At 70.0% G+C, this 24,179-nt stretch carries 28 protein-coding genes; 6 read left to right on the top strand and 22 right to left on the bottom strand.

What is annotated here, in order from left to right:
- Positions 1-34: 34 nt before the first annotated feature.
- The 4 genes from Pph01_RS23865 to Pph01_RS23850 all read right to left on the bottom strand — a co-directional run bounded on the left by Pph01_RS23865 (position 35) and on the right by Pph01_RS23850 (position 3,725).
- Entirely contained in the window at positions 35-505 is a 471-nt protein-coding gene (locus tag Pph01_RS23865) for a hypothetical protein (protein ID WP_204075390.1), read from the bottom strand.
- Between the two features lie 169 nt (positions 506-674).
- On the bottom strand, positions 675-1,322 hold the full coding sequence (locus tag Pph01_RS23860) for a response regulator transcription factor (RefSeq protein WP_204075389.1): 648 nt from the start codon (positions 1,320-1,322) through the stop codon (positions 675-677).
- The gene (locus tag Pph01_RS23855) at positions 1,307-2,566 is read right to left on the bottom strand and encodes a sensor histidine kinase (RefSeq protein WP_204075388.1); all 1,260 of its coding nucleotides are present in this window, start codon (positions 2,564-2,566) and stop codon (positions 1,307-1,309) included. The genes Pph01_RS23860 and Pph01_RS23855 overlap by 16 nt, the downstream gene beginning before the upstream one ends.
- Positions 2,567-2,816: 250 nt before the next feature.
- Positions 2,817-3,725, bottom strand: a complete 909-nt coding sequence (locus Pph01_RS23850; RefSeq protein WP_204075387.1) for an alpha/beta fold hydrolase — start codon at positions 3,723-3,725, stop codon at positions 2,817-2,819.
- 96 nt (positions 3,726-3,821) lie between these two features.
- Here Pph01_RS23850 and Pph01_RS23845 point away from each other — a divergent pair, with 96 nt between their 5' ends.
- Positions 3,822-4,427, top strand: a complete 606-nt coding sequence (locus Pph01_RS23845) for a PadR family transcriptional regulator (protein WP_204075386.1) — start codon at positions 3,822-3,824, stop codon at positions 4,425-4,427.
- A gap of 200 nt (positions 4,428-4,627) precedes the next feature.
- Here Pph01_RS23845 and Pph01_RS23840 read toward each other — a convergent pair whose 3' ends face one another.
- On the bottom strand, positions 4,628-5,269 hold the full coding sequence (locus Pph01_RS23840) for a TetR/AcrR family transcriptional regulator (protein ID WP_204075385.1): 642 nt from the start codon (positions 5,267-5,269) through the stop codon (positions 4,628-4,630).
- Positions 5,270-5,316: 47 nt separating this feature from the next.
- Here Pph01_RS23840 and Pph01_RS23835 point away from each other — a divergent pair, with 47 nt between their 5' ends.
- Entirely contained in the window at positions 5,317-6,849 is a 1,533-nt protein-coding gene (locus Pph01_RS23835) for an FAD-dependent monooxygenase (protein ID WP_204075384.1), read from the top strand.
- 54 nt (positions 6,850-6,903) lie between these two features.
- On the opposite strand, the gene Pph01_RS23830 is transcribed toward Pph01_RS23835, so the two are convergent.
- The 3 genes from Pph01_RS23830 to Pph01_RS23820 all read right to left on the bottom strand — a co-directional run bounded on the left by Pph01_RS23830 (position 6,904) and on the right by Pph01_RS23820 (position 9,111).
- Positions 6,904-7,293, bottom strand: a complete 390-nt coding sequence (locus Pph01_RS23830) for a TraR/DksA family transcriptional regulator (protein ID WP_239116961.1) — start codon at positions 7,291-7,293, stop codon at positions 6,904-6,906.
- Positions 7,283-8,311: a helix-turn-helix transcriptional regulator gene (locus Pph01_RS23825; protein WP_204075383.1), complete on the bottom strand. Its 1,029-nt coding sequence runs from the start codon at positions 8,309-8,311 to the stop codon at positions 7,283-7,285. Before Pph01_RS23825 ends, Pph01_RS23830 begins: the two co-directional genes overlap by 11 nt.
- A 149-nt stretch (positions 8,312-8,460) precedes the next feature.
- Positions 8,461-9,111: a formylglycine-generating enzyme family protein gene (locus Pph01_RS23820; protein ID WP_204075382.1), complete on the bottom strand. Its 651-nt coding sequence runs from the start codon at positions 9,109-9,111 to the stop codon at positions 8,461-8,463.
- A 257-nt stretch (positions 9,112-9,368) separates the two neighbouring features.
- Between Pph01_RS23820 and Pph01_RS23815 the strand changes: the two genes are divergently transcribed.
- Entirely contained in the window at positions 9,369-10,592 is a 1,224-nt protein-coding gene (locus Pph01_RS23815; protein WP_204075381.1) for a serine hydrolase domain-containing protein, read from the top strand.
- 64 nt (positions 10,593-10,656) lie between these two features.
- Here Pph01_RS23815 and Pph01_RS23810 read toward each other — a convergent pair whose 3' ends face one another.
- From Pph01_RS23810 to Pph01_RS23790, 5 genes are all read right to left on the bottom strand, one after another.
- Positions 10,657-11,295, bottom strand: coding sequence for a response regulator (locus tag Pph01_RS23810; RefSeq protein ID WP_204075380.1), 639 nt, complete (start codon positions 11,293-11,295; stop codon positions 10,657-10,659).
- A 2-nt stretch (positions 11,296-11,297) separates the two neighbouring features.
- Positions 11,298-12,440: a sensor histidine kinase gene (locus tag Pph01_RS23805; protein WP_204075379.1), complete on the bottom strand. Its 1,143-nt coding sequence runs from the start codon at positions 12,438-12,440 to the stop codon at positions 11,298-11,300.
- Between the two features lie 120 nt (positions 12,441-12,560).
- Positions 12,561-13,400, bottom strand: coding sequence for an ABC transporter permease (locus Pph01_RS23800; protein ID WP_204075378.1), 840 nt, complete (start codon positions 13,398-13,400; stop codon positions 12,561-12,563).
- Positions 13,401-13,441: 41 nt separating this feature from the next.
- The gene (locus Pph01_RS23795; protein ID WP_204075377.1) at positions 13,442-14,284 is read right to left on the bottom strand and encodes an ABC transporter ATP-binding protein; all 843 of its coding nucleotides are present in this window, start codon (positions 14,282-14,284) and stop codon (positions 13,442-13,444) included.
- Between the two features lie 86 nt (positions 14,285-14,370).
- On the bottom strand, positions 14,371-14,940 hold the full coding sequence (locus Pph01_RS23790; RefSeq protein ID WP_204075376.1) for a TetR/AcrR family transcriptional regulator: 570 nt from the start codon (positions 14,938-14,940) through the stop codon (positions 14,371-14,373).
- A gap of 106 nt (positions 14,941-15,046) precedes the next feature.
- On the opposite strand from Pph01_RS23790, the gene Pph01_RS23785 reads away from it, so the two are divergent.
- Positions 15,047-16,006: an SDR family NAD(P)-dependent oxidoreductase gene (locus tag Pph01_RS23785; protein ID WP_204075375.1), complete on the top strand. Its 960-nt coding sequence runs from the start codon at positions 15,047-15,049 to the stop codon at positions 16,004-16,006.
- Positions 16,007-16,046: 40 nt separating this feature from the next.
- Here the strand turns inward: Pph01_RS23785 and Pph01_RS23780 are convergent, their stop codons facing one another.
- The 7 genes from Pph01_RS23780 to Pph01_RS23750 form a co-directional block, all read right to left on the bottom strand.
- On the bottom strand, positions 16,047-16,535 hold the full coding sequence (locus Pph01_RS23780) for a hypothetical protein (RefSeq protein ID WP_204075374.1): 489 nt from the start codon (positions 16,533-16,535) through the stop codon (positions 16,047-16,049).
- Positions 16,536-16,606: 71 nt separating this feature from the next.
- Complete coding sequence (locus tag Pph01_RS23775; protein ID WP_204075373.1) at positions 16,607-16,843, bottom strand: SDR family oxidoreductase; 237 nt, start codon at positions 16,841-16,843, stop codon at positions 16,607-16,609.
- Positions 16,844-17,006: 163 nt separating this feature from the next.
- Positions 17,007-17,651, bottom strand: a complete 645-nt coding sequence (locus Pph01_RS23770; protein WP_204075372.1) for a GOLPH3/VPS74 family protein — start codon at positions 17,649-17,651, stop codon at positions 17,007-17,009.
- A gap of 14 nt (positions 17,652-17,665) precedes the next feature.
- The gene (locus Pph01_RS23765; protein WP_239116960.1) at positions 17,666-17,935 is read right to left on the bottom strand and encodes a type II toxin-antitoxin system antitoxin; all 270 of its coding nucleotides are present in this window, start codon (positions 17,933-17,935) and stop codon (positions 17,666-17,668) included.
- Between the two features lie 2 nt (positions 17,936-17,937).
- Positions 17,938-18,864 (bottom strand): SPFH domain-containing protein, encoded by a 927-nt coding sequence (locus Pph01_RS23760; RefSeq protein ID WP_204075371.1) that lies wholly within the window; start codon positions 18,862-18,864, stop codon positions 17,938-17,940.
- A gap of 89 nt (positions 18,865-18,953) precedes the next feature.
- Positions 18,954-19,745, bottom strand: coding sequence for a hypothetical protein (locus tag Pph01_RS23755; protein WP_204075370.1), 792 nt, complete (start codon positions 19,743-19,745; stop codon positions 18,954-18,956).
- Entirely contained in the window at positions 19,742-20,455 is a 714-nt protein-coding gene (locus Pph01_RS23750) for an ABC transporter ATP-binding protein (RefSeq protein ID WP_204075369.1), read from the bottom strand. Before Pph01_RS23750 ends, Pph01_RS23755 begins: the two co-directional genes overlap by 4 nt.
- A 163-nt stretch (positions 20,456-20,618) precedes the next feature.
- Between Pph01_RS23750 and Pph01_RS23745 the strand changes: the two genes are divergently transcribed.
- The gene (locus Pph01_RS23745) at positions 20,619-21,797 is read left to right on the top strand and encodes a sensor histidine kinase (RefSeq protein WP_204075368.1); all 1,179 of its coding nucleotides are present in this window, start codon (positions 20,619-20,621) and stop codon (positions 21,795-21,797) included.
- Positions 21,772-22,419 carry a response regulator gene (locus Pph01_RS23740; RefSeq protein WP_239116959.1) on the top strand — a complete coding sequence of 216 codons (648 nt, stop codon included), beginning with the start codon at positions 21,772-21,774 and terminating at the stop codon, positions 22,417-22,419. Before Pph01_RS23745 ends, Pph01_RS23740 begins: the two co-directional genes overlap by 26 nt.
- A 78-nt stretch (positions 22,420-22,497) precedes the next feature.
- On the opposite strand, the gene Pph01_RS23735 is transcribed toward Pph01_RS23740, so the two are convergent.
- A complete protein-coding gene (locus Pph01_RS23735) occupies positions 22,498-22,986 on the bottom strand; it encodes a MarR family winged helix-turn-helix transcriptional regulator (protein ID WP_204075367.1) in 489 nt (162 codons plus the stop codon).
- Between the two features lie 228 nt (positions 22,987-23,214).
- Positions 23,215-24,179 (bottom strand): HNH endonuclease signature motif containing protein (locus Pph01_RS23730; protein WP_204075366.1); only part of this gene is annotated, 965 nt, incomplete at its 5' end.

Genomic DNA, 24,179 nt, shown 5'->3' with positions numbered 1-24,179 from the left:
GACGCTACGGACCCCGGTTCCGCCGCCGAACGGATCAGGCGTCGCGGGCGGGGTCGTCCACGGTCGGCATGGCACCGTCGCGGTGGGCCCGCTTGAGGTCCTCCAGGTACGCCCGGGAGAACATGGCGGACAGAGTCGCCATGCCGCCGCGGTGGATCCGGATTTCTCCGCCGCTCACCCGTCCGGTGATCCGCACCCGCCGGCCGCCCTGGGCCGTGACTCCCTCGCCGTCCTTGACCTTGCCGGCGCCGGTCCACTGGATGCCCCACTGGTCGACGGTGGCGTCGGCGGGCAGCAGCAGCTTGACCATGCCGTGGTCGATGTCCACGTCCAGCTCGATGTCACCCTCGGCGATCTTCGGCGAGCGCAGGTCGATGACGGCCGAGCCGCGACGGGCGCGGATCTGGAAGGTGCGCGCGGTCGTCCAGTGTCCGAGGTGCTTGGTCACGGTGTGGTCGGCGTGAACGCGGATCGTCTCGGCGGTGGTGTTCTCAAGAAGTGTCATGACTGAATAGTGCCACACGCACTAGTGTCTCTGCAACTAGCAACTTAGAAACTAGTACGGCCTGAGATAGCGAGTTGGAGGTCCGCGCCGCACCCGTACGGCAGGCAGCGGTCGATCAAGCGGAGGGGAGGCATCGCCACAGTCGGCCGCACTCGCGGCCGAGAGCACGTCAGGGCCTGTTCAGGTAGGTGAGGACGGCGAGGACGCGTCGGTTGTTGTCGTCGTCATCGGCGATGCCGAGCTTGCCGAACATCGAGGTGGTGTATTTGCTGATGGCGCTTTCACTGAGGAAGAGCCGCCGGCCGATGGCCTGGTTGGACATTCCTTCGGCCATGAGGCCGAGCACGGAGTGTTCGCGTTCGGTGAGCCGTCCGAGACGCCGGTTCGAGGAGCCGCTGGACAGCAGTTTGGCGATGACGGCCGGGTCCATGGCGGTTCCGCCGGCGGCGACGCGTTCCAGAGCATCGATGAACTGATCGGCGTCGAACACGCTCTCCTTGAGGAAATAGCCGATGCCGCCGGCGCCGTCGGCCAGGAGCTCACGGGCATACAGCTGTTCGACGTGCTGAGAAAGGATCAGGACCGGCAGTCCGGGCACTTCGCCGCGGGCGGCGAGAACCGCCCGCAGGCCCTCGTCCGACTGGGTCGGCGGCATGCGGACGTCGACGATGGAGACATCCGGCCGCCACGTCAGCAGCGCCTCCAGCGTCTCGGGTCCGGTGGTCGCCGTGGCCACCACCTCGTGTCCGTACGCCTCGATGAGGCGGACCATCCCGTCACGCAGGAGGTAGAGGTCTTCGGCTACAACGATGCGCATGGGACCACCATCCTCACACGCGTCGGACCGCCCGCCGGGCTGGTGATCTCCAGGGTGCCGTCGAAGACCGCGAGGCGACGGCGTAGCCCCGCGAGTCCACCGCCGTCTCGCACACCGGCCCCGCCCCGGCCGTCGTCTTCGACGTCGACGACGATGTCGGTGTCGTCCCGGGTGATGGAGATCCGCGCCCGGGTCGCGTGGGCGTGCTTGACCGCGTTGGTCATCAGCTCGGCGACTCCGAAGTACACGGCGGACTCGATCGGAGGGTCCAGGCGCAGCTGAACGTCGGTGCTGACAGCCGCTTCGAGCGGGCTGTTCAGGGCGAGAGCGCGGACGGCGTCGATCAGCCCTCGCTCGGTCAGCACCGGCGGGTTGATTCCACGGACCAGATCGCGGAGCTCGGTCAGTGACGTGGCGGCGCCCGCTCGCGCATCCCGCAGCAGCGCCCTGGCCTGGTCGGGGTGGGTTTCCATCAGCTTCTCCACCGTCGCCAGGGAGAGCCCGAGTGCGACCAGCCGTGCCTGCGCCCCGTCGTGCAGGTTCCGCTCGATGCGGCGGATCTCGGCGGCCTGCGCGACCGTCGTGTCCGCTCGCTGGGCCGTCAGCTCGTTCACCCGATCCGCCAGCGCCATCGCAGTCGACGCGCGGAGGAACCGGACGGCCACCGGCTCGACGGACCTCCAGGCGTACGGGGCACCGGCGATGGCCACGACCAGGCCGAGCACCCCGACAAGGCGCGCGGACAGGTCCGGCTGCGAGAACCCGAGGGCCGCGGCCACGACTCCGCCCAGCGGGATGGCCGCGACCACGCCCATGGTGACCGGTGCGATCGCCGTGAACCGCAGATCACGCCAGACGGCGGGATCTCTCCACCGGGTCCGCCATTTCTGATCCAGGAGGGCGTCGCGGCTGGTGCGCTCGTAACTGAAGCCGTTCCACCAGTACCCGGTGGACAGCTGAATCACCGGCCCGGCCTCCCGATATCCGGCGGGAATGACGGTGCCCGTCCACCGCTCGACGAGGGAGCGGACCATTCGGCACAGCGGGCGGGACAGGGCGAGCGTGCCGATGGCCGCCCACACCAACGGCGCTATCCCTGACCACGGGTCTCCGTCCCACCACCAGATCCACACAGCCACGGCGGCGGCCCACACGGCCGGGACCAGCATGGCGACGACCACCACGACGCACGCTCGCGCGAACCCCACGCAGGCGCTCCCCGCCCACGAGACCAGTTGTCGCATGACTCTTCCTTCTCACTTCACGACCCGGACCGTGGTACCTGCAATGTGCTGATCTAGGCGATATGGCTTGGCGGTTCCACTGTGCACCGGGCGGAGCCCGATACCTACGAGAGCGGCGCTGAAGTAGGTCTAGCCCCACCCCGTCGTACGTCCAGGCGCATATCGCGCTCCACCACGCGGAACGCCCCCGTTTCCGATGAGGAAACGGGGGCGTTCGCGCATCACGCGGTCCGGCGGTCTCTCCAGGGCCTCAGCTCGCGGCCGCCGCGGTGAAGAAGCGCCTCAGTTCGGCCGCCACGAGTTCCGGCTTGCCTGCCTGGTTCTGCTTGCTGACATCGGCCGACGCACCGTGATCGAGCCCGGGGAACTCGACCCGTTCGACGTTGGGAAGGATCTTCTCCAGCCGGGACAGCGCAGGCTTGAGGAAGGGCAGTCCCTTGCTTCCGCCGAGCAGGAGCACCTCGGCCTTCACGTCGGCGAACCTGTCCGCGTCATCGGCCATCTCGGCGAGCAGCACACCTTCGTAGTGCAAAGTCGGGGCGAGCGTCCGCATGGTCGCATCGCCCGGCTGGGCGTTCTTGTTCTCGCTCTTCATCAGCAGTCTGGTCAGCCAGGTCAGAAGTCCCCGCGGCATGAAGTTCATGATCGGCGGCCCGAGCCGAAGCCCGAGCATGCTCGTCACCAGCGCGGCCTCCACCTTGCCCGCGGCCATCTCCCGGTCGAAGCGGTCGATCCACCCGGTCAACTGGGGGACGTCCTCCAGCAGCAGCGCTGGCTCGTAGACGGCGACCTTGTGAATGGCCGGCAGGACACGTGCCGCCTGGAGCACGGCGACGCCGCTCGCGCTGACGCCGAAGACGTAGTGGGCACCTGTCTCGTTCAGCACCGCGTCGAGGTCTTCCACTTCCTTCCGAACGCTGTAGTCGTCACCGTACGGCCCGCTCTGGCCGCGGCCGCGACGGTCGGGCAGATGGACGGTGAACGCGTCGGCCAACGCCTCGGCCATGGCCATGTGGCTTCTCGCCGTCTCCATGGAGCCGTGGAGCAGCACGATGCCCGGGCCGTGCCCGACGGAGTGATAGGCGATGCGGGTGCCGTCGGCAGAGGTGACGAAATTCGTGGTCGGTTCCGCCGTCTGAGCCTGTTCGTGGGGGGTCATCGCAGTCCTCCGGGAGCCGCTGTTAGCCGATGGATGAGATAGTGTCAGTGACACTACTTGTTTGTCAACTAGTAGCACTGTGGCTAGTATCGAGATATGACCACGCCTCGTAACCGCTCACCGCTCGCTCTGACCGTCCTGGCCCTGTTGCAGTACAAGCCGCTGCATCCGTACGGCATCCAGCGGCTGATCAAGCAGTGGGGCAAGGACAAGGTGGTCAACGTGGGCCAGCGCACGAGCCTCTACCGGACGATCGACCGCCTCACCGCGACCGGCCTGATCAAGGTGCGGGAGACCGAGCGCGACCAGGCATATCCGGAGCGGACGGTGTACGGGATCACCGACACGGGACGCGCCGTGGCCCGCGAGTGGCTGGTGGACATGCTGGCCACGCCCAAGGAGGAGTTCCCCGAGTTCCCCGCGGCGCTCTCCCACCTGCTGATGCTCACCCCGCCGGAGATAGGCGACGCCCTTGAGCGGCGCGTGAGAACGCTCGAGGAGACTTTGGCCGCACTGGACGCCGACCTGAGCGCCGAGGCCGGGCAGGGCCTCCCCCGCATCACCATGCTCGAAGCCGAGTATCTGCGCGTTGTCGTGGCGGCTGAACTGCAGTGGCTTCGGTCGGTGGTCGACGATCTGCGTGGCGGCAGGCTGAACTGGTCGGCCGCTGAGATGTCGGCCTTCGCCGAGGACCCCGCGTGAAGACCGGCGACTGCTGCGCCGTCCCCCGCCCAGATCGTCGCGATCGGGCCGACATGCGGGCGGGAGGCCGGGAGCACGGACCCCGCTAGGCTCCGCTCATGCGAAAGCACAGGTCAGGGCTGTGTTTCCCGACCTGAGCGTGGTGTGGACGAGCGCTTCGGGGCCGTCGCCGGCTGAGGACTCGTCAGACGGTGGTGTCGTCACAGGCCGTCGGTAAGCGCCCTTTCCAGGCTCTCGAAGGCGTGCACGACCAGCGCCCGCTGCTCGTCGGCGATGTCGTCGGCGCGCTCGCCCGCCAGCAGCCGCGTGGCCGTGGTGATGTAGATCGTGCGGCAGGCCGCGACGGTCAGCGCCGCCGCCAGCCTGGCCCGTGAGTCGCCGGGCTCGACGCCGGCCGCCTCCGCGAGGAGGGCGGTCATGGTGTCCTCCATCTCCTCGACGGCCTCCCTTGCCCGCGCCCGCAGCGTTGGCGCCGCCAGCACGACCCGCCAGAAGTGCGGAAAGTCGTCATGCAGGCCCGAGAGCGGATGCCGCTGGTCCATCAGCTCCAGCAGCATGCGGCGCAGCGGGACGAGAGGGGACTCGCCCTCCCCGCGTCCACGGACGGCCAGCGTGATCAGCTCCGTCGCCTCGGGGAGCCGGTCGAGGAACAGGTCCTCCTTGCGCGGGAAGTGGTTGAAGACCGTCATCGCGGAGACCTCCGCGGCCTCCGCGACCTCGGCGACCGTGACGTTGTCGAAGCCGCGCTCGAAGAAGAGCATCGACGCCACGTCGGAGATCCGCTGCCGTGTCTGGCGCTTCTTGCGCTCGCGCAGTGTGAGCGGGGCAGGATCGTTGTTCACCATCTCAGTGTAGCGACTAAGAAATTTTAGTGACTATAGTGAAATCCATGGACTTCGATGTTGTGGTGGCAGGTGCAGGTCCCGTCGGACTGATGCTCGCCTGCGAGCTCCGGCTGGCCGGGGTGTCGGCGGTCGTCGTCGAGCGGCTGACCGAGGTGGATACGACGATCAAGGCGGGATCGATCAACCTGCCGACAGCCGAGGCGCTCTACCGGCGCGGGCTGCTGCCCGCGCTGGCGGAGACGCAGCGGGAGATCTTCGCGCGGTTCATGCGGCCGGGTGCGGGCGGGCCTCCCGGGAAGCCGGGGCCGAAGGTCCTCGGCCACTTCGCCGGGATCATGCTGCATGACGACCTGCTCGACACGTCCGATCCCGACCTCGCCGGCCACGGCCCCGCGGCGAACGTCTCGCTGGTGCCCCAGGCCGAGCTGGAGCGCCTGCTCGGCGACCGCGCGTCGGCCCTCGGCGTCGAGGTACGGCGCGGGGTCGAGCTCACCGGGTTCGACCAGGACGACGAGGGGGTCACCGTCCACACCGACAGGGGCACGATCCGCGCCGCCTGGCTCGCGGGATGCGACGGCGGCCGGAGCACGGTCCGCAGGCTGGCCGGGTTCGACTTCCCCGGCACGAGCCCCGAGATCACCGGCCACCAGGCGCTGGTGGAGATCGAAGGCGCCGAGGACCTGGGGATGGGCTGGCACCGCACCGACACCGGCGTCTACGTGCACGGCCCGATGCCGGGCCGGATCCTCACCGTGCAGTTCGGCGGGCCGCCCGCCGACAGGGACGCGCCGATCACCGCGGACGAGCTCCAGGCGGCCCTGCGCCGGGTCTCCGGGGTCGATGTCACGATCACCGCCGTGCACACGGCCACACGGTTCACCGACAACGCCCGCCAGGCCACCACCTACCGGCTGGGGCGGGTGCTGCTGGCGGGCGACGCGGCGCACGTCCACTCACCCTTCGGCGGCCAGGGGCTCAACCTCGGCATCGGGGACGCGATGAACCTCGGCTGGAAGCTCGCCGCAGCGATCCGCGGCTGGGCGCCCGAGGGACTGCTCGACTCCTACACCGCCGAGCGGCAACCCGTCGGCGCGTGGGTCCTGGACTGGACCCGGGCCCAGGTCGCGCTGATGCGTCCCGAACCACGCGCCCGGGCCATGCGCGACATCGTGACCGACCTGGCGAGGACCGTGGCCGGAACCACGTACTTCGCCAAGAAGCTCTCCGGTGTCTGGCAGCACTACGACCTCGAGGGCGACCACCCGCTGGTCGGCCGCACGGCACCCGACCTCGAACTCGCCGACGGCACCAGGCTGGCCGACCTCCTCCACGGCGGCCAGGCACTGCTCCTCGACCTGACGGGCGGCGACGCGGAAATCGGCTCGCACGCCGAACGCTACGGCGACCGACTCCGTGTCGTCGCGACGACCTGCCCCGACCGTCCCGACCTCACGGGCCTCCTGGTCCGTCCCGACGGGATCACCGTCTGGGCGTCGGGCGACCCGGACACCCCGGAGACGCTCGACAAGGCGCTGACCCGGTGGCTCGGGGCACCCGCCGAATTCTCCGCGGCCTGAGCACTCGGAATCTCCATACGAACCGAGCGGTATCACCGCGTCCTCGTCTCCGCGTCAGCGCCGGGCGGCGGCGCACTCGACGCAGGTCGTCGCCGCCGGGCGGACCTCCAGGCGTTCGGCGGCGATGGGCCGTCCGCATCTCTCGCAGACTCCGTACGTTCCGTCGCCGAGCCGTCGCAGAGCCGCGTCCAGGTCGGCGAGATGGCTGCGTCCCTGGTCGAGCAGTGACTGGACATGGGCGCGCTCGAAGGCGGTGCTCGACCCCTCGGGGTCGTGCTCGTCGTCGGTGGCCACCAGTTCGGACGACTCGACGATGGCGTCCCAATCGCGCGTCAGCGACGCGATTCGCGCCATGGTCCGCTCGCGGTCGGCGTCAAGGAGATCTCGTACGGCCGCCTGTTGCGAGGGGGAGAGCGCTGCGCCCCGAGGTCGCTCAGCCGTCACGATGCCTCACCTCCTCGTCCAGCCTATTTCGCGGGCGTCCCACGCCGACGGCGCTGACAGCCGGGCTCTCACTCGCCGCCAGCAGCCGCTGCCCGACGGCGCGCGCCGTGTGCTGGAGCTCGGGGCCTCCCACGATCCGGAAGGACGCCGGGATCGCCGCGAGCTGCTCGGCATACCACCACGGGTTGCCGGTGCTGCCGACCAGGCGGGTGGTCTCGGCATCGAGCGGCTCGAGCCGTCCGAGCGCGCAGGGGAGGCGGCGCTTGAGGGTGTCGGCGGGCGCGTCGATGACGACCTCGACCTCGTACTCCCATCCGACGGCGAGATGCTCCTCCAATGTGGCGATCGGGTCGAGGTCGGCGGGCGGGTTGAAGGTGTCGCCGAGCACCTCCACCTCGCGGACCCGGTCGATCCGGTAGGCCCGGCGGGCGTCGGCGGTGTGGGACCAGCACAGCAGGTACCACCGGCCGTGGCGGACCACGACCGCCCACGGGTCGACCTCGCCGGTCCACTCCGACCCGGCCTCTGAGCGATAGCCGAGCCGCACCCGCCGCCGGTTCGAACAGGCCTGCACGAGCGTGGTCGTGGTCTCGGGGTCGGGCCGGGCGGCGGCGCGGTCGGGGGCGGGCGCCGTGGCCCGGCGGACGGCCTCGGCCTGGGCGGCAACCGGCTCGGGGAGCGCCCGCACGAGCTTGCCGAGCGCGCTGCCGACGGGATCGGTGGGATCGCGCGGGTCGTGGTGGCCGTCGAGCACGGCCATGACCAGGCCGAGGGCCTCGATGGCGCTGAACATCAGGGGCGGAAGCCGAAGGCCGCGCCCCAGGCGATAGCCGCCGTAGGGCCCGCGGACGGACTCGATCGGGATGCCGGCCTCACGGAGGATGCCGACGTACCGCCGGGCGGCCCGCTCCGAGACGCCGAGCTTGTCGGCCAGCCGGTCCGCGGTGATGCCCGGGCTGCCCTGGACCAGTTCGAGGGTCAGGAGGGCCCGTGCCGTCGGGCTCGCGTCGGAGTTCACGGCATCCCTCACATTCCGGAAGGAGAACGTCCGGAACGGAACCTAACATGCGGGACATGACCGACCTGGACCTCACAACCAACGAGCCGTCGCTGACGGCCGGCGAGATCGAGATGCGGTCTCCCCTCCGTGCGGCCCGGCGGACCGGCTCACCGTGATCGGGCGAGCCGGAACCCGAGGTCGTCGATGCGGAAGGCCGGGTGACTCTTGCGGCGGCACGACGCCCTGCATCCGCGGGGCCGGTCATGCGCGCCTCCGCCACGGAATACGCGGTACGGGCCGTAGACGCCGGGATCGTAGAGATCCCAGCACCACTCCCACACATTGCCGATCATGTCGTAGAGGCCCCACGCGTTCGGCGTCCTGGTCGCGACGTCGTGCACCTCGCCGCCGGAGTTCTCGCGGTACCAGGCGATCTCGTCCAGCTCTCCGTAGCGGACGCCGGAGGTCCCGGCCCTGCACGCGTACTCCCACTCCGCCTCGGAGGGGAGGCGATAGCCGTCGGCATCCCCGTCGCAGACCACGTCCCGCGCGTCGGGGTCGACGCCCATCGAGTAGCAGGGTTCGAGCCCCGTCGCCTGTGAGAGCAGGTTGCAGAACCGGACGGCCTCCTTCCAGGAGACCTCGGTCACCGGCGTCCGCGGCCCCGCCGAGGTCGCGGACGCCTCACCGAGAACGGAGCCGTACAGCTCGTGGGTCACGGGGTACGGCGCCAGCCGGAAGGCCTCGACCTCGACCTTCCAGCTCGACTTCGCGCCCTCGTCCCGCATGACGATCTCCCCGGAAGGAATCTCGATCATGCGATCGCCTGGCGCGGCGTCGATTCGTGGGTCATTCCGCAGGTCATATCCCGCACGATCAAGCTGTGTCAAAGGACATCGGCCGTCGACCACCTCGCGCAGCCGGGCACGTGACGCCGAGCGCACGCAGTCCTCACCGGCGATCGGATCCCTCGTGCGAGGGAGGCGGAAAGACCGCTCGCGCAGGCGATCTCACGGGTGGGGCCGCCCCGAAACCATGGGATCACCGACGAAGAGTCCCATGAAGGAGCACGAAAATGTTCAAGCCGGTCGCCGCTTTCGCACTGACCGCCGCCCTCGCCGGTTCGGCGCTCGCGGGCACCGCCTCCCCTGTGGCGGCGGCCGCGACGAAGACCCCGACGACTTCCGCTCCGACCTGCTCCGCCGCCACGCGCCCGGAGAGCGCGTCGTCGCTTCGCCCGCTGAACGCGCGGGCGCTCTGCCAGTCCATCGCGGGCCTGCCGAACTCCCAGGCGACCGGCGCGCTCGTCCAGGTGCGGGGGACGGCGGGCTCCTGGACGGGCAAATCGGGGGTGGGCGACCTCCGGACCGGCCGCCCGGTGCCCGACGACGCCAGGATCCGGATCGGCAGCATCACCAAGGTGTTCACCGCCACCGTCGTCCTCCAGTTCGTCGCCGAGGGCAAGGTCGACCTCGACGGCACCGTCCAGCACTACCTTCCCGGCCTGCTGCCCGCGAACTACCCTCCGGTCACGGTCGGCGAGCTGCTCGACCACACCAGCGGTCTGCCCAGCCCGACTCTTCCGGAGGACGACCGGTGGATCCTCGACCACCGCTACGACAAGTGGACGCCGCAGCAGTGGATGGACGGCGTCGCCGCCAATCCGATGGAGTTCGAGCCCGGCACCCGGCAGCACTACCTGAACACCAACTACATCGTCCTGGGCATGCTGATCGAGAAGCTCACCGGCAGGCCGTATGCCGACGCCGTGCGCACGCGGATCATCCGCCCGCTGGGCCTCCGGCACACCACCCTCCCGGTCGACGACGTCCGGATCCACGGGCCGCACGCCAAGGGCTACCTGGCCGTCACCGATGACGACGGGAAGACGCGGCTGGTGGACGTCACCGAGATGAGCCAGACCATGACCTGGGCCGCTGGTGAGATCATCTCCACCACGGACGACCTGGACCGCTTCATGGTCGCCCTCTTCCGCGGTCGGCTTCTCAAGCCCGCCCAGCTGGAGAAGATGTTCACCGTCCCGGACGGGGTGCCGCTCTTCGACGGGGACGACGACCCCTCCAACGACCAGCCCGCCGCGTACACCATGGGGATGTCGGTCATGACCCTCCCCGGCGGGGTGACCGTCTACGGCAAGACCGGCAGCCGCTACGGCTACAGCACCGGCATGTTCGCCACCCGCGACCTGAAGCGCCGGATCGTCGTCACCGTGAACTCCACGACCAAGGGAGACTCCACCATGCTCCAGAGCATCGGGCTCACCGCCTTCGCCTCCTGATCACCGACCCGTCCGACGGACGGCACCGGCCCCGGCGGCCGGTGCCGTGCACGTTCCCCGCGGGTCACGAAGACCGGTTCTGCCGGCTGAGGAACCCCCGGTCCAGGGCCGCGGTGACGGCGGCGGTGCGGTCGGACACGCCGAGCTTGCCGAAAGCCCGCAGCAGGTGGGTCTTGACCGTGGCTTCGCTGATGAACAGCGTCTTCCCGATCTCCGCGTTGGTCAGCCCCTCGGCCACGAGGGAGAGCACCTCGGCCTCGCGCGGCGACAGCGACTCGGCGGCCGGCGCCCTCATCCGGGTGACCAGCCGGGTCGCCACGGCCGGCGACAGCACGGTCTCGCCGCGCGCCGCCGAGAAGATCGCGGCCAGCAGGTCGCTTCGGGAGGTGTCCTTCAGCAGGTATCCGGCGGCTCCGGCCTCGACCGCCCGCACGATGTCCTGGTCGGTCTCGTAGGTGGTCAGCACGATCACCCTGCTCTCCGGCCGGACGGCGAGGATGCCGGCGGTCGCGCTCACCCCGTCGCCGTTCGGCATGCGCAGGTCCATCAGGACCACGTCGGGCCGCAGCTCCGCGGCACGCACCACCGCCTCGTCCCCCGACGACGCCTCGCCCACGACGGTGATCCCGGGGTCGGCCTCCAGCATTCCCCGCAGCCCCTCGCGGACCACCGGATGGTCATCGACGATCATCAGACGTAGCACCGTCACGCTCCCTGGTCGGGCCGGCTCGTGGGGACGGCGGCCTCCAGGACCGTTCCCCCGTCCGGTGGACTCGTCAGTGTGAGGGTGCCGCCCACCTGCTCGACCCGGGCACGCATGCCGCGCAGGCCGTATCCCTCGGATCCCTCGGCCGTGGACGGATCGAGGCCGACGCCGTCGTCGCGGAGGGTCAGCACGGCCGTCTCCGGCGTGTACTCCAGCGTCACCGTGACGGCGGCCGCCCGGGCGTGCTTGCGCACGTTGGCCAGCGCCTCCTGCGCCGCGCGGAGCAGGACGACGTCGACCTTGGTGGAGGTCGCCCTGGACTCGCCCCGGACCTCGAAGTCGGCGGACACCGAAAGCTCCTCGCCGAACTGCGAGGTGATGCGCGCGAGCGCCTCCGCGAGGGTGGCACTCGACAGCGGCGCCGGGCTCGCCTCCGTGATCAGCGCGCGGGCCTCGGCCAGGTTCTCGCGCGCGGTCTGTACGGCCAGCTCGATCCGCCGGGCGTCGGGCTGCTGCAACAACATGATGATGCTGGTGAACCCTTGGGCCAGGGTGTCGTGGATCTCCCCGGCGAGCCGTTCGCGTTCGGCCAGCGCCCCGCGCTCCGCCGACAGCCGGTCCACCTCGGCGCGTCTGGCCTCCAGTTCCCTGATGAGTGAGGCCCGCTCCCGGCTCTGGCCGATGACGTCGACGATCCAGGGGCCGAAGATCAGCGCGAAGACGACGACGATGAGCGTCACCCCAAGGAAGGAGGTCAGCTCCTCCCGCGACGGCGGGACGAAGAGGAACTTCAGGCCGGGGGCCACGTTGAAGATGATCACGGCGATTTTCGCCTGGTTCTTCGGGATCATCATGAAGCACTGCGAGCAAAGGGCGAAAAGGACGAACCTGGTGTACGGCGCCATGATGGCCACCGGGGTGAACAGCACGATCAGCAGGACGACGTAGGTCCTGCCCTCCCACGACCGATACCCCACGCCGACGGCCCGCCGGCCGAGGCGCACGTACGCCGCGAGGCATGCGACGAGCAGCACGGTTCCCGTCGTGCGCTCGGCCGTCCCGAGTGCGCCGTCGGAGAGCACGAAGAAGAGGGCGGTCAGGAAGGCGACGAGATAGAGCAACTCCCAACCGTTCAGGCGCATGAACGCATGCTGGGCGGGTGGGGGAATGTCGCGAAATCTCACGAGGATCACTCTGTCACCCGCCCGCCCACTCCTCGTTCTGCTTCATGGCCCGTTCCGTCCGTGCGGCGAAGGCTCAGCTCACCCGTCGCGGCGGCTCTTCCAGCGGAACGTCGTCAGGCACAACACCAGCCCTCCGACGACCCAGGCGCCCAGCACCAGGGCGACCCTGTCGAGCTCGTAGGACTTGGCCAGCTCCAGCGTGGCGCCGGCGTCGCCCAGGAAGACCGAGCGGAAACCCTGGCACATCCACTTGAGGGGGAACACCGAGGCGATGTTCACCAGCCAGGGCGGGAGTTGGGTCACGGGGATGTACACCCCCGAGATGAACTGCAGCACCACGAACGGCATGGTGATCACCGCGCTGGCGCTCTTGCCTGACCGCGGCAGACTGCTGACGGCGACGCCGAGCAGTGCCGAGCCGAACACGCCGAGCACGAAAACCCAGACGAAGGTCACCCACATCGACGGTTCGGACGGCAACTCCAGGCCGAACAGTGCGACGCCGATGACGAGCAGGATCACCACCTGGCAGAAGGAGATGAACAGCGTGTTGAGCGCCCTGCCGACGAAGTAGGAACTGCGCGGCAGCGGTGTGCCCAGCAGTCGCTTGAGCGTGCCGTCGTCGCGGTCCATCGCGATGCCGATGCCGAGATTCTGGAAGCCCGTCATCGCCGCCGAACCGATCAGCCCGGCGACGTAGAGCTGGGAGACGTTGAGGCCCGTCCCCTCCAGTTCGTCGGCGAAGATCGAACCGAAGATCAGCAGCAGGACGATCGGAAACGAGAAGGTGAAGATGACCGCGTCGCGCTCGCGGAAGAACGTCTTGGTTTCGAACGCCGCTCGCGAAAGCCCCAGCCGTATCGCGGAGGGTTGCCGGTCGATGGGCGGCGCGGGAGCTCGGGTGACGGTCTGCGTCATGGGGTGAATCACCTCGGGGGGACGGAGGGCTGAGGGGGTGGTCAGGACGGGTTCTCGATGAGCCGGAGGTAGACGTCCTCCAGCGAGGGACGGGTCACGGTCAGCTCGGGAACCTCGCCGTCGAAACGGGTGGCCAGTTCGAGCACCGTCCTGGTCGGGGTGTCGGTCTCCCGCGACCGGTGCTCGCCCTCCTCTGCCCAGCCGACCCTGGCCTTGGCGGTCGCCCGGCCGCCCAGGGTCGCGGGGTCGCCCTCGGCCACGATGCGTCCGCCGGAGACCACGGCCACCCGGTCGGCCAGCGCCTCCGCCTCGTCCAGGTAATGCGTGGTCAGCACGATCGTGGTCCCCTGATGGGCCATGTTCTCGATCAGCTCCCAGAACTGCCTGCGTGCCTCCGGGTCGAATCCGGTGGTCGGCTCGTCCAGGAAGAGCAGCTCGGGACTGCCGATCACCCCCAGCGCCACGTCGACCCGGCGCCGCTGGCCGCCGGAGAGCTGACGGATCCGAGTGCCGGCCTTGTCCGTCAGGCCGACCTGCTCGATCACCTCGTCCGGGTCCTTGGCCCTGGGGTAGTAGCCCGCGAAATGCCGCACGGTCTCCCGTACTGTCGCCTCGGCCACGTCGTTGGCCGTCTGCAGCACCACCCCGATCCGCGAACGCCACTCCCGTGTCGGTCTGCCCGGGTCGACCCCCAGGACGCTGACCTCCCCGGCGTCCCTGGTCCGGTAGCCCTCCATGATCTCCACCGTGGTGGACTTGCCCGCCCCGTTCGGGCCGAGGATCGCGAACACCTCGCCCGCGGAGATGTCGAGGTCGATGCCCCCGACCGCCTGCACCTCGCCGTACCTCTTGGTCAGGCCGCGCACTCTCACCGCTGTCGTCATGCCCTCAAGCGTCGTCGCGGTACGGCTTGCGCGGCACCAACGACCGGTGGAACCGGTTGTCCACCGTTCGGTGGACACGCTGCCGCCTATCCCCGGGCGCGGAAGGCGTCCATCAGGTAGTCGAGGAGACGTCCGACCTGGTCAGGGTCCAGGGCCGCCATGGCGGCGCCGTTCGCGGCCACCAGCACGTCGAGCGGCTCGATGCCCTGCCGGAGCACGCCGTCCCGCACCCCGGCGTCGAGCAGCAGGCTCACGGCGGCGAGCGCGCGAGCCCTGGCGCCGGGGAAGGCGACGGCGATCGTGTCGGTCGCCGTTGTGGAGCGCAACGCCTGCGCGAGGCCGTGCTTGGCCGTCAGGTAGTCCACCCACCGTCCCAGCCAGGCGCGCAGCGCCTCGTCCGCGGGCATCGTGCCGCGCAACTCGTCCGCCGAATCGCAGACGCGCGCGAGCTCGCTCGCGTGCGCGGCCTCGATGAGGGCCTCGCGGGTGGGGAAGTGCCGGTACAGGGTGCCGATTCCCACGCCGGCCTCCTTCGCGATGCCCTTCAGCGAGGTGCCCGGACCTTCGCGGGCGAACGCGCGGGTCGCGACGTCGAGGAGCCGTTCCCGGTTGGCCCGGGCGTCGGCGCGGGGCTGTCTGGGGTCCGTCGTGTCCATGGATCACCTTCTGTGAGGGGCCGCCCGCTTTGCAACCGGAGTCGGGTCCGATTATATTGAGCTAACCGGACCCGGCTCCGATTAATCCTATGAGAAGGACGTCAGCATGAGCACACCACGCGTCACGACCCCGTTCGGGCCGGCCACGACGGCTGAGGAAACCGTCGAGGGCGTCGACCTGTCCGGCAAGAAGGCCGTCGTGACCGGAGCGTCGTCGGGAATCGGTGTGGAGACCGCGCGGGCGCTCGCCAAGGCCGGCGCCGACGTCACCCTGGCGGTCCGCGACGTCGCCGCGGGCGAGAGGGCCGCCGCCGACATCGTGGCGTCCACGGGCGGCGCACCCGTGCGCACCGCCGTCCTCGACCTTTCGGTACGCGGCTCGATCGACGCCTTCGTCGCCTCGTGGCGGGGCCCGCTCGACATCCTGGTCGACAACGCCGGCGTCATGGCGATCCCCGAGCGGCGCACCGCCGAGGGGTGGGAGATGCAGTTCGCCACCAACCACCTCGGTCACTTCGCCCTCACCCTCGGACTGCAGGACGCCCTCGCGGCCGCCGGGCACGCCCGCGTCGTCGTCGTGAGCTCGGTGGGTCACGTCAACGGGGACGTCATCTGGGACGACGTCAACTTCGAGAAGAACCCCTACGACGAATGGAAGGCCTACAGCCAGTCCAAGACCGCGAACATCCTGTTCGCCGTCGAAGCCGCCAGGCGCTGGGCCGGGGACGGCATCGCGGTCAACGCGCTCAACCCGGGTCGCATCTGGGGCACCGGGCTGTCGCGGCACATGTCCGCCCCGCCCGCGTCGTTCGAGCCCGGATCCAGTGACGGCGTGTCGGTCAAGGACATCCCCCAGGGCGCGGCCACCTCGACCCTCCTGGCCGCCTCGCCTCTCGTCGAGGGCGTGACCGGTCGTTATTTCGAGGACTGCGAGGAAGCCCTCCCGCACACCCCCGGACTGCGTCGCGGCTTCGCGGCGTACGCCGTCGATCCCGGCGCCGCCGAACGCCTCTGGCAGATGTCCCTCGACATGATCGCCGACGCCGACCGGCGCAGGGACGCCTGACGCGAGAAGGCCGTCACCTCCTGCGGAACCGGTTCGCCGATCAGGCGGTGCCGAGCGAACGGTCCAGCTCCTTCCACTTCTCCCGGACCGCTACGCCGGGTCCGAGTAGCTCGGTGAGGGAGGAGGCCAGCGCCGGGTCGTGCACGCCGTCGATCTTCTCGGTTCCGTCCGGCCAGGTCACTCCCAATGTCGTCTCGTCGTAGCCCTGGTCGACGTCGCCCGAATGCTCCACCGTCAACGAGGTCAGGTCGGCGACGTCCACGGTCCGGGTGACGGTCCTGCTCACCAGGCGAACCTGTCGCCGGGTGAACTCGGCCGTGTGCACCTCGGTCCGTTCGGCCACGATGCCCACCACGGCACCGGTGACAATCAAGAGCGCCAGGACGACGATCAGCCACGTGCCCTCCAGCGGGGTGACCACACTCAAGATCATGCAGAGGATCGCGACGAAGGGGAAACAGCCGCACCCTGTCATGAATCCGAAACCGTGCGCCTTGCTGGTCCAGGTCAAGGTTTCGCGATCGGCCATGTACGCATGATGACTCCCAACTCCCCTGAAGTGGAGTCGGAACGCGGGTGCCGCGGCTCAGTGGCCGGCGCTCATGCCGCCGTCGACGCGTCCGAACCGCTCGGTGCCGGCGTCGATGACGCGGTCGCGGTGGCGGGATCGGTGAGGTCGCCCGAGACGGTGACGACGGAGGCGTCGTCCGAAGGGGCGATCGTGCGCGAGGTCGCGACGACCGCGAACCCCAGGTTTCGGTAGGCGGTGACCAGGCCGGCTCCGATGCCCTGCGAGGCGCCGGTGATGACCGCGACCTTGTGACCTTGAACGCTCATGATGACCTCCCCCGAGGCCGGCCATCCTGCATGAGGGTGCAGAACCAATCTAGTTACCCGTCGGCAAAGGGACGAAGGACCGGAAACTCCCGTGGATCCTGCGCCCCGGCCCGGCCTCGTCCCTCCTTGGACGTGCTCAGCCGCCTCCGGCCCGGCCTCGTGCTCAGCCGCCTCCGCCGGCGACGGCGGCGGTCGTCGCGTGGAGCTGCCGGATGACCTTGCGCAGCGCCGGCGACGCCGGTCCGCCCCGGTCGGTCAGCTGGGTGATCCGCTCCTTGTACGCCCGTCGCTTCGCCCTGGGGAGCACCGTCCTGACCTCTCCCGCGGCCGCCAGCGCGACGAGAGCGGCGTCTCGTTCGTCGACGCGGGACAGCGGGCCGGTCAGGGCGGAGGACAACCGCGCCGCGAGCCGCTTGACCACACGCGTGTCCCGGACCCGGACGAAGCTCCTACTGAAGATCAGAAACGGCCGGTTCAGTTCGACCCTGACCCAACGCTCGGTCTCCAGTTCGTCGCGGACGGCCCGGGCCGTCGCGTGGTGATCCTTGCTGATCCAGTGCTGCCACGACCGGGGCCGTGACGCGGCGATCTGGCGCAGCAGGCCGTCCAGGACCGGATCCGCGAGTTCGTCCTCGCTCACGACTCGCACCTTGCCCTTGTCGTCGGCGATCCGCCGGCTGAGGAGCAGGTCGGTGAGCGCCGCCGCGCGGAGCAGGTAGGGGAACCGCATGTGCGTCACCACCCGGTCCTTACGGGAGTCGAAGTGGAGGAGGTAGAGCTGCGCGGCCAGGGAACTGGGAGTGTCCACGGGACTGCCTTCTCTCAGTCGTCGTCGGGCGGCGCTCCGGACCCGGACGCCGTCGTGCTCTCTGGGGACTGGGCCTCCGCCTGGGCGGAGGTCTTGGGGGGCCGGCCGCGCCGGGGGATGCGGCCCGCACCGCCGGGGAGCCGTCCCGCCTCCGACAGCGCGCGGCGGAGCAGGAACTCGATCTGTGCGTTGGTGCTGCGCAGTTCGTCGCCGGCCCACCGGGCCAGCGCGTCGTGCACCACGGGATCCAGCCGCAGCAGGATGCTCTTGCGTTCGGTCGCCACGGTTACTGGTAGAGGGAGCCGGTGTTGACCACGGGCTGAACGTCGCGGTCACCGCACAGGACGACCAGCAGGTTGCTGACCATCGTGGCCTTGCGCTCCTCGTCCAGCTCGATCACGTTGTGCTCGTCGAGGCGGGACAGGGCGGCCTCGACCATGCCGACGGCGCCGTCCACGATCCGCTGACGGGCCGCGACGACCGCTCCGGCCTGCTGGCGACGCAACATCGCCTGCGCGATCTCGGGAGCGTACGCGAGGCGGGTGATGCGTGACTCGATGACCTTGACCCCGGCCGACGCCACCCGTGCCTGGATCTCGGCCGACAGCCGGCCGGTGATCTCGTCGGCGTTCTGCCGCAGCGAGAGCATGTCGTCGTGTCCGTCGTACGGGTAGCTGCCCGCGATATGGCGCACCGCGGTCTCCGTCTGGAAGGCGACGAACTCCACGAAGTCGTCGACTTCGAAGACCGCCTTCGCGGTGTCCTCGACCTGCCACACCACCACCGCGGCCATCTCGATCGGATTGCCGTCGGCGTCGTTGACCTTGGTGATGTCGGTCTCGTGATTGCGGATCCGGGTCGAGACGCGTCGCTTCTGGGTGAAGGGGACGACGAACCGCAGGCCGGGGGTGCGCACCGTCCCCATGTAGCGGCCGAGCAACTGGATCACCCGAGCCTCTCCGGGCGCGACAGCGGTGAGCCCGGAGATGACGGTGCCGGCCGCCAGGAGGAGCAGCGTCCCGGCCAGGATCAGGGCCAGTCCCACGCCGCCGCTGCCCTGGGCCGCACGGATGATCCCCACCGTGACGGCCGCGGCCGAGCCCAGCAGGCCCACAAGGGCGAGCACCAGCATCGGCCAGCCTGAGGCCGCCCGTGCCGTCCGCTCGCCGATCCGCGGGGTGGGCATGTCGACGGCGATGTCCATGTCTGTCATGGCTCCTCCTCTATGTCTATCGCGAATCTAGCAAAGTGATATCACTTTTACTAGAGCCGGGGGGAGTGAGAATGAGCGGTCGCCCCGGGTCAGTTCACGTCCTTGCGGATCAAGCGGGCCGCGCCGGCCGTCGTGGGGACGACGATCCAGCAGATGACCGCGACGGCCAGCCGGGCGGCGTCGTCGCCGCTCATCTCGCCCGCCGCCAGAGGAGCGGTGGTCCTGTTGAGGTCGCACCACTCGGCTGCGGCCTCGCCGACGGCGCCGAGCCTGCTCACGGCCGACCACAGAACCGGGGCCGACAACCAGATCACGATCGCGGCCGGCGCGTTCATCAGCAGCGTGCCCAGGGCGAGTCCCGCCACGACCAAGAGGACGTTCGTCCCGGTCCAGCCCGCCAGCGCGGCAGGCGCGATCTCCCAGGTGGCCGGGACGTCCCCGACACTCGCCACGACACCCGTCACCGGCACCGCGACCAGCAGCGCGAACAGGGAGGCGGCCACCGCCGTGCCCGACGAGACCAGGTACGTGGCGGCCAGCACCCGCCGGCGTCGCGGTTCGAGGGCGAACGTGGTCAGGGCGGTCCGATGGGTCGATTCGCCGGTCACGGAAACGATGCCGAGCGCCGGCAGCAGGGTCCCGTAACCGATTCCGGCGGTGTCGACCAGGGTGTGCAGGTCCGGGCCGTACACGACGCCGCGACCGACGATGGACGCGAGCACCAGGACGAGCAGGATCGATGCCACGATCGAGCCGCAGCGGGTGTCGGCGAGCTTGCGGGCCTCGACATGAAGCAGCCGGCGGAAGGGGATCGGTCTCCCGAGCCGGTGGAGATCCACGGCCGTGTCGTCCATCGTGGTGCTTCCGGTCATGTGGGTCATCGCGCACTCCGGTCGGCGTTCGCGGTCAGTTCGAGGAAGGCCTGTTCGAGGCTCCCGCCCCGGCTGAGGTCGCGGACGGTGCCCCGGGCGAGGACGCGGCCACGGCCGATCATCACGATGTGGTCGGCGACCTGCTCGACCTCGTGCAGCAGATGAGTGCTGAGCAGCACCGAGCAACCCAGGTCGGCGAGGTCGCGGAGCAGCCCGCGCATCCACTGGATGCCCTGGGGGTCCAGGCCGTTCGCCGGCTCGTCCAGGATGAGAACCCTGGGCCGGCCAAGGAGTGCGTGACCCACACCGAGCCGCTGCCTCATCCCGAGCGAGTAGCCGCCGACGGTCCGCCGGCTCTCCTCGCCGGTGAGCCCGACGAGGTCGAGGACCTCGTCGACCCGTGACCTCGGCAGGCCGAGCGTCATCGCGCCCAGCGTCAGGACCTCCCGTCCGGTACGGCCGGGATGCCGGGCGCCGGCGTCGAGCAGCGTCCCGACCAGGAGACCCGGGCAGCCCAGTTCGGTGTACGGCCTGCCCAGGACGGTGGCCGAACCCGCGGTCGGGCGGGCGAGTCCGACCAGGACGCGCAGGGCCGTGGACTTCCCGGCGCCGTTCGGTCCGACGAAACCGGTGACGGTGCCCGGCTCGACCGTGAAGGACACGTCGTCGAGTGCCCTCACCTTTCTGTACACCTTGCTGACGTGGTTGAACTCGATCATGGCGTTCAGTCCACCGGACGGGCGGCTCCCGGTCATCGGACCCGGGTCGAGGCTCCCGGGCCGATGGGCCGGAAACGTCGCTCCCGTTGTCGACCTCCGGCCATCCGGACGTAGACCCAGGTCGCTGGGAGCGCCGGTCCGGCCGTCCATAGGCTGTGGGCTTGTGCACGACCCTGTGGATGACCCGCCGCCCCTGGACCAGCAGGGGATCGCGCTGCGCTATCTGTGCGCCGTGCTGCCGATGGTGTTCTACGGCGTCATCCTCTTCGTGGTGGTCTTCCGGGACCGCGACCGGCTGGTGCCGGCCCTGGTCGACGTGGGGCTCGGCGTGATCGGGCTGATCCTGATGCGCCGGCGCCGCGACCGGCCGTGGCCGGTCGCGCTGGCCACCGCTCTGCTGACCCTCTACTCCACCACCGCGGTCGGGCCCGCCCAGGTCGCATACGTGTCGCTGGGCACGCGTCGCCGATGGCGTCAGTTCATCTCCGTCGCGGTCGTGTCCTGGCTGGCTCTGGCGGCACGCTCCAGCTGGGGCGGCGTCGACCAGGCGACCGTCGTCTCGCTGGCGACCGGAACCGCCGTCCTCGGCGGGCTGACCGTGTTCAGCCTGTACCTGCGCTCCCGCCGCGACCTGGCGGCCTCGCAGCGGGAGGCGGCACTGGCCGCGGAGCGCGAACAGTCACGGCGGATCGAGCAGGCCAAGCTCTCGGAACGCGTCAAGATCGCCCAGGAGATGCACGACGTCCTGGCCCACCGGATCTCCCTGCTGTCGATGCTCGCCGGCGGCCTGGCCTACCGGACGGACCTCAGCCCGGAGGAGACGCGGGAGGTCGCCCTGGCGATCCAGCAGAACGCGCACCAGTCGCTCAACGAGTTGCGCACCGTGCTCGGCGGGCTCCGGCGCGACGGCGCCCCCGAGCCCCCGCAGCCGAGCCTGGCCCACCTGGACGCCCTGTTCGACGAGGTGCGCGCCGCCGGCCAGCAGCTCGAGGTGGACGACACCGTGGACGACCGGGACCTGCTTCCGGCGCAGACCGGCAGGCACGCGTACCGGATCGTGCAGGAGGCCCTGACCAACGCGCGCAAGCACGCGCCGGGCAGCCGGGTGCGGGCCGAGCTCGACGGGCGGCCCGGCGACGGCCTGCGCATCCGGGTGAGCAATCCCGCGCCGTCCGGGACGCCAGCGGGCCCCGGCGGGCGACTGGGCCTGGTCGGCCTGGCCGAGCGGACCCAGATGGCCGGCGGCGTCCTCCGTCATACCGTCCAAGATGGACAGTTCATCCTCGATGCCCAGTTGCCATGGGAGGCTGCACACTGTGACGCGCTTGGTGATCGTGGATGACGACCCGATGGTGCGAACCGGGCTGCGCCTCATCCTCGGCGGGGAGCCCGACCTGGACCTCGTCGGCGAGGCCGAGGACGGCCGGCAGGCCATGGACGTGATCCGCGACCTCAGGCCCGATGTCGTGTTGCTCGATATCCGGATGCCCAACCAGGACGGGTTGACCACCACCGAACTGCTGCTGGCCAGGCCGCACCCGCCCCGGATCCTCGTGCTCACCACCTTCGACGCCGACGACATGGTGCTGCGGGCCCTGCAACTCGGCGCCGACGGCTTCCTGCTGAAGGACACGCCCCCGCCGAAGATGATCGACGCGGTCCGTACGGTGGCCAGGGGCGAGCCGGTGTTGTCGCCGAGCGTGGCACGACAGGTGATCGCCGCGGCGACCGGCGGACCCGGACCGCGACGCCCGGAGGCGCAGAGGCAGCTGGCCGCGCTCACCGAACGCGAGCGCGAGGTCGCGATCGAGGTGGCGCGGGGAAGCTCGAACGCCGAGATCGCCGAACGGCTCTACATGAGCGTCGCGACCGTGAAGGCGAACGTCACCCGGATCTTCCTCAAGCTGGGGACCGACAACCGGGTCCATGTCGCCATCAAGGTGCGCGACGCCGGTCTCCTCTGAAGCCACTGAAGCCTCTGAAGCCTCTGAAGCCTCTGAAGCCTCTGAAGCCTCTGAACCCGCGGGCGGCGGCGCGTGGTGCTACTTGGCGCGCTGCCGTGCCCGCCGGATCCCTTGGGGGGCCTCGGCGGGAGTGGCCAGATGCCCGGTCACCAGGCGATTCATGGCCCGGAGCAGCACCTCGCGCTCGTCGTCGGGCAGCGAGGCCAGGGCAGCCCGATGCACGCCGTCGGCGATCTCCTGGCTTCGCCTCGCGACCTCCGCGCCCTTCTCGGTGACCGCGATGATCCGGGCTCTGCGGTCCTTGCTCGACGGGCGGCGCTCGGCGAGCCCCGCCTTTTCCAGGGCGTCGACGGTGACGACCATCGTCGTCTTGTCCATGTCGCCGATCTCGGCGAGCTGGATCTGCGTCCGCTCCTGTTCGAGGGCGTGAACCAGCACGCAGTGCATCCGGGCCGTCAGCCCGATCTCGGCGAGCGCCTCCGCCATCCGGGTTCGCAGCACATGGCCGGTGTGGTCGAGGAGGAACGACAGGTCCGGCTCGGTGCGTGCGGGTGTCATGGCGGTCATGCCCCCCAGCATATCGACTGGTCCCGTTCTGGATTATCTACGAGTGGAACCATATGTACACATGGAGAGCCGTGTAGGCCGGTCAGAGTCTGACGGTGGGGCAGGGGCCCCCGGCGCAGGCCCCCGGTGCAGGCCCCCGGTGCAGGCCCCCGGTGCAGGCCCCCGGTGCTGAACCTTGGGCAGCCGTCATCCCCGGCTGTGTCATCTCAGCCTCCTTCAGAATGTCGATCATGTTCGCGTGGGGTGGTTGATGCGTGGTCCGGTGGTCCGGCCGGTGTAGGTGAAGGTCCAGCGGTCTTTGCCGGCTTTCCGGCGTTGGTAGTGGTGGGGGCGGCGGTAGCGGTCGCGGTTGTGGAACTGGCAGGCGGGTCCGAGTAGACGTAGGTCGGTGTGGCCGCCGTCGGACCAGTTGTCGGCGTGGTCGATCTGGCACATCGTGGCCGGGAGCGGGCAGCCGTCGATCCAGCAGGTGGCATAGCGGGCGAAGACCGCTTTGCGCTGGGCCTTGGTGGCCAGCCGCACCGCCCGGCCCATGTCCAGGACCTGGCCGTCGGCGTCCATCACCAGCCGCACCAGCGACGAGGTCCGCGCCAACCGGTGAATCTCCCGCACCGGCAGCAACTGCCCTGTCGCGAGCAACAACCCAGGCACCAGGCGGTCCACCTGCTCACCCAGGCCCGCCCACCCAGCTGCCGCATGCTGCGACTTCGGCCCAGGCTTCCACCTCGGCTCGTTGTCCGGCCCCAGTCCCGGCCCTGTCACGTTGTCTGGTCCCGGCCTCGGCTCGCGCTCTTCCTTCGGCTCCGGCTCAGGCTCAGGTGTGGCCCTTGATCCCGGCTCGGGCGCTGTCCCCGACTCTGGCGTGTTCCCTGCGTCCGGTTCCCGTTCTCGCCCCGAGTCGGCGGTCTCCCGGCGGGGTCCCGGGCGCGTTTGGGCACTGGGCGTAGCGCTGTCGCCAGCGTCTGCCGTTGTGCCGTGATCTGCGTCCTCCGGTTGGGCCGGAGAGGCCTTGGCGGGGTGATCATCGGGCAGGGACTCGGCGTTGACCAGCACCAGCAACTCGGTGCTGATCTGCTGCTCCACCAACGCGATGAACGCATCCGCGTTGCGTACCCGCAACGGCCGGTCGTCCTCCTCACCTTTGGGCTTGGCGTAGGCGTCCAGCAACGCCCGCAACCGCGCTCCGGCCTCGC

Origin of the sequence: Planotetraspora phitsanulokensis (genome assembly GCF_016863295.1) — a bacterium.
Lineage (GTDB): Bacteria > Actinomycetota > Actinomycetes > Streptosporangiales > Streptosporangiaceae > Planotetraspora > Planotetraspora phitsanulokensis.
Note: the sequence above shows the minus strand (reverse complement) of the source record. Positions and strands in the feature narration are given on the sequence as shown.